7 protein-coding genes and 1 pseudogene are annotated in these 6,824 nt (G+C 71.7%); 2 read left to right on the forward strand and 6 right to left on the reverse strand.

Annotated elements, in window-relative coordinates:
- Nucleotides 1-234: 234 nt before the first annotated feature.
- Together ACOJTC_RS04215 and ACOJTC_RS04220 are read right to left on the reverse strand one after the other, a co-directional pair.
- Nucleotides 235-1,173 carry an ABC transporter substrate-binding protein gene (locus ACOJTC_RS04215; protein WP_420115830.1) on the reverse strand — a complete coding sequence of 313 codons (939 nt, stop codon included), beginning with the start codon at nucleotides 1,171-1,173 and terminating at the stop codon, nucleotides 235-237.
- Nucleotides 1,174-1,236: 63 nt separating this feature from the next.
- Entirely contained in the window at nucleotides 1,237-2,088 is an 852-nt protein-coding gene (locus ACOJTC_RS04220; protein WP_420115831.1) for a siderophore-interacting protein, read from the reverse strand.
- A gap of 519 nt (nucleotides 2,089-2,607) precedes the next feature.
- Here ACOJTC_RS04220 and ACOJTC_RS04225 point away from each other — a divergent pair.
- Complete coding sequence (locus tag ACOJTC_RS04225; protein ID WP_420115832.1) at nucleotides 2,608-3,663, forward strand: tryptophan dimethylallyltransferase family protein; 1,056 nt, start codon at nucleotides 2,608-2,610, stop codon at nucleotides 3,661-3,663.
- 21 nt (nucleotides 3,664-3,684) lie between these two features.
- A complete protein-coding gene (locus ACOJTC_RS04230) occupies nucleotides 3,685-5,091 on the forward strand; it encodes a tryptophanase (protein WP_420115833.1) in 1,407 nt (468 codons plus the stop codon).
- A 73-nt stretch (nucleotides 5,092-5,164) separates the two neighbouring features.
- Here ACOJTC_RS04230 and ACOJTC_RS04235 read toward each other — a convergent pair whose 3' ends face one another.
- The 4 genes and pseudogenes from ACOJTC_RS04235 to ACOJTC_RS04250 form a co-directional block, all read right to left on the reverse strand.
- Nucleotides 5,165-5,719: a GTP-binding protein gene (locus ACOJTC_RS04235; protein WP_245854165.1), complete on the reverse strand. Its 555-nt coding sequence runs from the start codon at nucleotides 5,717-5,719 to the stop codon at nucleotides 5,165-5,167.
- 17 nt (nucleotides 5,720-5,736) lie between these two features.
- Nucleotides 5,737-6,102 carry a DUF742 domain-containing protein gene (locus tag ACOJTC_RS04240; RefSeq protein ID WP_204925688.1) on the reverse strand — a complete coding sequence of 122 codons (366 nt, stop codon included), beginning with the start codon at nucleotides 6,100-6,102 and terminating at the stop codon, nucleotides 5,737-5,739.
- Complete coding sequence (locus ACOJTC_RS04245; RefSeq protein ID WP_204925689.1) at nucleotides 6,099-6,530, reverse strand: roadblock/LC7 domain-containing protein; 432 nt, start codon at nucleotides 6,528-6,530, stop codon at nucleotides 6,099-6,101. Before ACOJTC_RS04245 ends, ACOJTC_RS04240 begins: the two co-directional genes overlap by 4 nt.
- Nucleotides 6,527-6,824 (reverse strand): annotated as a pseudogene (locus ACOJTC_RS04250) (histidine kinase); the annotation flags it as partial. The pseudogene ACOJTC_RS04250 and the gene ACOJTC_RS04245, both read right to left, overlap by 4 nt.

Genomic DNA, 6,824 nt, shown 5'->3' on the forward strand with positions numbered 1-6,824 from the left:
GACCTCGAACGCATCCTCGCCGCGTCGAGTTGACCACCACCGCATCCGCCCGCGGGGCCCCGCCCGGGCCCCGCCGGGCCCCGCGGCGGCCGCACCCCCCCCGGGGGGGGGGCCGGGCGGGCGCCGCCCACCCCCGGGGAACGACGACCCCCCCGACCCCCCCCGCGCTGGGTTTGCGGCCCCGCGGTTAAGGGCGGGTGGCGGCCCGTACGGCGCGGGCGGGTGTGGTCGCGGTCAACTCGACGCGGTGAGGATGCGTTCGAGATCGTCGAGGACGACCTTCCCGCCGACCGTGCCGACGCCGGTGATCCAGAACGACTGGTCGACGAGGTGCAGGCGGGGGAAGGCGGCGGCGTTGGCGGTGACCGAGGCGGGGATGGTGCTGCGGTCGTTGACGTCGACGGTGGTGACGAAGACGTGGTCGGCCTTGGCCTCCAGCACCCGTTCCGGGGAGACGTCGACCGAGATGGAGTTCTCCCAGTCGCGCTCGGGGGTCGTGAAGCCGACGCACTCCAGTGCGCTGCCGGCGAACGAGGTGGGGCCGTAGAGGGTGAGGACGCCGTCGCGGGGGCGGATGAGCTGCGCGGTCTTCCCGGCGGTGCCGAACTTCTTGGCGATGTCCGCGCACCGCTGCTGGAAGCCGGCGAGGAGCTTGTCGGCGGAGTCCGCGCCGCCGAGCGTGGTCGCGGTGAACCTGACGTTGTCCTGCCACGGGTCGGCCTGGGAGGCCATGAACACGGTCGGGGCGACGTCGGTGAGCTGCTGGTAGAGGGCGGAGTGCCGGGACTCGGTGCCGATGATCAGGTCGGGCTTGAGGGCCGCGATCTTCTGCACGTTGGGTTCCTGGACGGTGCCGACGGTGGTGATGCCGGCGGCCTTGTCGCCGAGGTACTTGGGCACGCCGGCGGCCTCGTTGAGCACGGCCGCGCCGACCGGGGTGAGCTCCACGGCGATGGCGGTGTCGAGCTGGACCGGTTCGAGGACGACGACCCGGGTCGGCTTGTTCGGCACGGCGGTCTTGCCGCGTGCGTGTTCGACGGTTCTGGTGTCGCCGACGCTGCCCGCCGGGTCGGAGTCGTCGGAGCCGCAGGCGGCCACGGCGAGCACGGCCGCCGAGGCGACGGTGAGGGCGAGGAGGCGTCGGCGGATTGTTCGAGGGGTCGGCGTGCGCATGGTGCAGGTTCCCGTCTGGCTACTGACAGTGATTACTCACGGCGATGTTTAGGTTAGCATTACCTAATCATCGATCTCTTCGCGGGCTGGCCGGTCGTGCCAGTAACCCTGGGTGTGCACCTGCCGTAGATCAACGTTTGCTTCGGTGAAGAGTCGACGCACCAGGGCAATCTTGCTACTCTCCGTAGCCGCCCAGGCGTAGAAGTCCGTTCCCGCCGTCGCCGCCGCCCGGCCGTGCCCGGCCAACCAGTCGGCCACCAACCCGGTCAGCGTCGTCCCGCCCCGGGCGTCGCCCCGCAGCCGGACCTCGACCCGGTGGCCGGCGGTCACGTCGTCGAGGGTGGCGGCGTCCGCCGCGTCGCCGGCCTCCAGCAGGACCGTCGCCCGCACCCCCGGGCCGAGGCCGGACAGGATGCCGCGTACCGCCGGGTAGGCCGTCTCGTCCGCCGCGATCAGCACCCGCGTCGCCGGCCCCGGCTCCCACTGCACGCCGTACCCGGGTTGGCCGGCCGCCACGTGCGGGCCCGACAGGAGCAGCCGGTCACCGGGCCGGGCCGCCGCCGCCCAGCCGCTCGCCGGGCCGTGCGGCTGGTGCAGGTAGAAGTCCAGGTCCAGCTCGCCCGCCGGCGGCCGGGTGCGGTACGCGGTGTAGCTGCGCAGCCTCGGGCGCACGTCGCCGGGAATGGACCGCCACTCGCGTCGCCACGTCTGCTCGGGCAGCCCCGCCCGCAGCTCGGCCGGGTAGCCGCCGTCGACCGGAAGCATGATCTTGATGCGCTGGTCGAGCTGGTACGGGGCCATCTCCCGCAGCCGCTCGTCGCCGAGCGTCACCCGGACGAACCCGGGCGACAGCCGCCGGGTCGCCGTCACGGTCGTCGCGAACAGGACGTTGGGCGAGTTGCCGAATGCTGACATGCCGGCAGAGGCTAGCGTGCCCCGTCCGGGCAGCTCATCGCCCCGGACCCCGCAGTGACCCAGGCCCACCCCGCCCCGTCGATCACCCCGGCCGGCCGCGGCGGCGCGGCCCCGGTCCGCTGCCGGACGGGCACCGGCGGGGGTACGCGGGGCCGCCGCCGGTTTCGCAGCATGACAGCCAGTGTCGCGCGTGGATGTGTCGGGTGCCGTCGCCCGGTCGGGTGGCGACGGTCTGGGTCGTTCCCGCAACCGCGACCCCCGGGCAACTATCAACTCCATGTGACGTATCCTGTACGCGACTCTGGGTAGTTAATCGAGGTGATTTGCCGGTCTCGCTCCCGTTATGTCATTGCAAGTTGTGATCAATCTTGACCTTGTCGTGAAATGCTTCTTAAGGTCTCTTTTGGTCGTCAGCCTGATCGGGAGAGAGAATTGATGGACGAGGTGTCCCTTTCCGATCGTCTGGGCGACCAGCTGAAGCGTTTGTGCGAGGCCAGCGGAATCGCCTCGGCAGAGCCGGTGGAACTGCTGGAAAACCTGCTCGGACCAGCCGGTTCACAGCCGTTGTCGGCCCCGCCGCGTTGGCCGTCCGACATCGCCGACGACCACACCCCGGTGGAGTTCTCCATCGCCTTCAGCGCCACCGAACCGCCGACCGTACGGATTCTCGGCGAGACCCTGGGCGCACCGCCCGGCAGGTCGGCCAACATGGCCGCCACCCGGCGCTTCCTCGACCGGCAGGCGCACCGGGCCGGCCTGTCCACGTCCCGGCTGGATTCGGTGCGTGACCTGTTCACGACCGACGATCCGCAGGGCGCCTTCGCGCTCTGGTGCTCACTGGTGTTCCGCAGTGGCCGGCGACCCGAGTTCAAGGTCTACCTCAATCCGGAGCTGCGGGGGGTCGACCGGGCACCGGGCCTGGTCGCCGAGGCGCTGCACCGGCTCGGGCTCGGCAGGTCCTTCCGGGCGATGCTCGACCACGGCATCCGGCCGGGCGAGTTGGGTCGCCGGGACCGGCTGACGTTCTTCGCCCTCGACCTGCACGACGGTGCCCAGGCCCGGGTCAAGGTCTACCTGACCCACCACGACGCCGAGGTGCGCGACGTCGTCCGGGCGGCCGGGATCGTCCACGACGCGGACGCGACCCGGCTCGCCGAGTTCGTCGAGTTGGCCGGTGGCGGCCGGACCCGGTTCGCCGGTCTTCCCCTGGTGGGCAGCTACACCCTGGTCGAGGGGGTCGACCGGCCGGTCGGCTACAGCCTCTACGTGCCGATCCGCGGCTACGTCGACGACGACGAGGAAGCGTACGACCGGGTGGTGGCGGTGCTGGACCGCTACGGCTTCGGCCACACGCTGCTGGACCGGGCGCTCGCCGCGGTGGCCCGACGGCCGCTGCGTGACGGCGTCGGGTTGATCCCGCACCTGTCGTTGCGGCTGGGCGCCCCCCGGCCGGGGGTGACCGTCTACCTGTCCGCCGAGGCGTACCGGGTGACCCCGCCGGTACGCCGCCCGCTGACCGTCGACCGCACGGCGCTGGCCACCCCGACCGGCCGGGCCGGCGCGGGACACCCCTGACCGTCCATCGAGGAGCGAACAGTGCCCGTCGACGCCTACGCGATGCTGCCCCCGTACCGGATCAAGGTGGTCGAACCGATCCCCTTCCTCGACCCGCAGCAGCGGCGGGAGGCCCTCGCGGACGCCGGATACAACCCGTTCGAGCTGCGCGCCGACCAGATCACCATCGACCTGCTGTCGGACTCCGGCACCGGAGCCACCTCGGCCGCGCAGGAGGCCGCCGCCGCGCTCGGCGACGAGTCCTACGCCGGGGCGCGCTCCTGGTTCCGGTTCCGCGACGAGGTACGCGACCTCACCGGCTATCCGCACCTGCTCCCCGTGCACCAGGGGCGGGCCGGTGAACGGGTGCTCTTCACCAGCCTGCTCGAACCGGGCCAGCTCTGCCTCAGCAACACCCACTTCGACACCACCCGGGCCAACGTCACGCTGGCCGGCGCGGAGGCCCGGGACCTGCCCTGCCCGGCCGCGTTCGACCTCGACAGCGCGGACCCGTTCAAGGGCGACATCGATCTCGACGCGTTGGCCGCCACGCTCACCGGGCCGGAACGGGACCGGGTCGGCCTGGTCCTCATCACGATCACCAACAACGGCCTCGGCGGGCAACCGGTGTCGATGGCCAACCTCACCGCCGTCCGCGACCTGTGCCGCGCGCACGGGGTGCCGTTCTTCCTGGACGCGGCGCGGTTCGCCGAGAACGCCTGGCTGGTCGGGCAGCGCGAGCCCGGCTACCGGGACTGGACGCCCCGGCAGATCGCCACCCACGCCTTCGGGCTCGCCGACGGCTGCGTGGTGAGCCTCAAGAAGGACGGCCTGTCGGCCATCGGTGGGCTCATCGGGTTGCGCGACGACGACCTGTTCGCCAGGTGCGAGGCCAACCTGATCGCCACCGAAGGGTTCTCCACCTACGGCGGGCTGGCCGGCCACGACCTCGAACGGCTCGCCCAGGGGCTGCGCGAGGTGGTCGACCCCGCGTACCTGCGGGCACGGGCCGCCTCCACCGCCCGGCTGGCCCGGCTGGTCAACGAGGCCGGGGTGGACACCGTGCAACCCGCCGGCATCCACGCCCTCTACCTCAACGCCGGACGGTTGCTGCCCCACCTGTCCCCGGCGGAGTTCCCCGGGCACGCCCTCGGCTGCCAGCTCTACCTCGACGGGGGCATCCGCTGCGCCGAGCTGGGCTCGCTCTATCTCGGCGGGATGGACGACCGGCACCGGCTGGTCACCCCGGCCCCCTTCGAACTGGTGCGCCTGGCCATCCCGCGCCGTGTCTACACCGACACCCACTTCGAGTACGTGGCCGCCGTGCTCGCCGACATCGCCAAGGAACCCGGCCGGGTCCCCGGCTACCGGGTGGTCTCGTCGCCACCCCTGCTCCGGCACTTCAAGGTGCGGTTGGCGCAGCTTCCGACGGGGGGCGGCGGCGACTGAACCCGGTACGCCCGGCTCCGGTCAGCGCGGCCGGAGCCGGCCGACACCGGCGGGGCGGGACCTGCCGGGGCGCTCAGGCGGTGGCGGGCAGCCGGGACAGGGCGTGCCGCACCAGCTCGATCAGCGCCTGCTTGCTGGAGGCCCGGTCCCGGGCGTCGCACCACAGCAGCGGCACGGTCTCGTCCAGCTCCAGGGCGGCGCGGATCTCCTCCTCGGTGTAGGGGCACTCACCGAAGAACCGGTTGACGGCGGCGACGAACGGGATGCCCCGGCGCTCGAAATAGTCGACAGCCGGGAAACTGGTGCCGAGCCGGCGGGTGTCGACGAGCACGATCGCCCCCACCGCGCCCTGGGCCAGCTCGTCCCAGATGAACCAGAACCGGTCCTGACCCGGGGTGCCGAACAGGTAGAGCACGACGTCGTTGCTGATGGTGATCCGCCCGAAGTCCAGGGCGACGGTCGTGCTGGACTTGTCCTCCACGCCGGTGAGGTCGTCCACCCCGATGCTGGCCTGGGTGAGGACCTCCTCGGTGACCAGTGGTGGGATCTCGCTGACCGAGCCGACCAGGGTGGTCTTGCCGGTGCCGAAGCCGCCCGCCACGACGACCTTCACCGATTTCCGATCCACGCGTATCAGTCCCTCTTCTATATCCGCTGCAGGCCGGCGAGAACCGTTTCCAGCAGCCACCGGTCGGCGATCTTCTCCTGCGCCGGTGAGCCGATGTCCAGAAACCCCTGCTCGTGGAGCACGTCCACCATCACCTTGGTGATGGCGAGCGGCCGGTGCAGGTAGGCGCCGATCTCGGCGATGGAGATCCACCCCGTGCACTGGTGGAGGATCTCCCGGTACTCCAGCTCCAGCCGGCTCTGGTCGGCCGGCAGGGCGATGACCTGGGTGGCCAGGTCGAGGCTGGTGTTGCGGGGGCTCGTCCGCCCGTTGACGAGGATGTACAACGGCACCAGCCGGCCGGCCTCCGCCTCGTCGTCGCCGTCCCACACGTCGTGACTCATGGTTTCGACCCGGGTCGGTCGGTGAGTAGAGGTCCGTCGAGGCGGGCCTCGGAGCCGAGATAGTCACCGATGCGGGTCACCAGGCGGCTCATCTCGTACGCGACGGTGCCCATGTCGACGGACTGTTCACAGAGCACCGCCAGCCGCGCGTTCTGGCCGGCGGCGGCGACGAACAGCGTCCGTCCCTCGTACTCGATGATGACCTGTTGGACGGGGCCGCTGTCGAACCGGCGGCCCATCCCCGCGGCGATGCTGTGCAGGGACGACGCGCCGGCGGCCAACAACTCCCCGGCGTCCTGCGGGAGCGACGTGGACTTCTGCACGATCAGCCCGTCGGTGGACAGGACGACCGCGTAGACCACGTCAGGGACCTCCACCAGATCGTCGAGGATCCAGGTCAGATCGTTCTGCGATGCCGAGTGGGTCATACGTTCCTGCCTTGGTCGTCTCTGCTGGCGGAGTCCCCGTTTTTCGCCGCCCGGCCGGCGGCCCAGGCCTTCTGGTATCTGCTGAACCGGTCCCGGGCCTCCTCGGGTGACCGGGCGGGAGCCGGCGCGGCGTCGGGCTTCGGCCCGGGCAGACCCTCGTCGCGCAACTCGGGGGCGAGGTGCTGCTGCGGCCGTCGGTGCGGCAGGGGCGGCCGGTCGGCGACCTGCGGGCCGGACGAACCGTTGCGGGCCGGGCCACGCTGCGCCGGAACTTCGGTCATGATGCCCCCGCTG

The organism is Micromonospora sp. (assembly GCF_048594385.1).
Taxonomy (GTDB): Bacteria; Actinomycetota; Actinomycetes; order Mycobacteriales; family Micromonosporaceae; genus Micromonospora; species Micromonospora wenchangensis.

Coding starts and splice junctions, on each gene's coding strand:
- ACOJTC_RS04215 (WP_420115830.1), bottom strand. CDS start 1,173: ATGCGCACGCCGACCCCTCGAACAATCCGCCGACGCCTCCTCGCCCTC.
- ACOJTC_RS04240 (WP_204925688.1), bottom strand. CDS start 6,102: ATGAGTCACGACGTGTGGGACGGCGACGACGAGGCGGAGGCCGGCCGG.
- ACOJTC_RS04245 (WP_204925689.1), bottom strand. CDS start 6,530: ATGACCCACTCGGCATCGCAGAACGATCTGACCTGGATCCTCGACGAT.
- ACOJTC_RS04220 (WP_420115831.1), bottom strand. CDS start 2,088: ATGTCAGCATTCGGCAACTCGCCCAACGTCCTGTTCGCGACGACCGTG.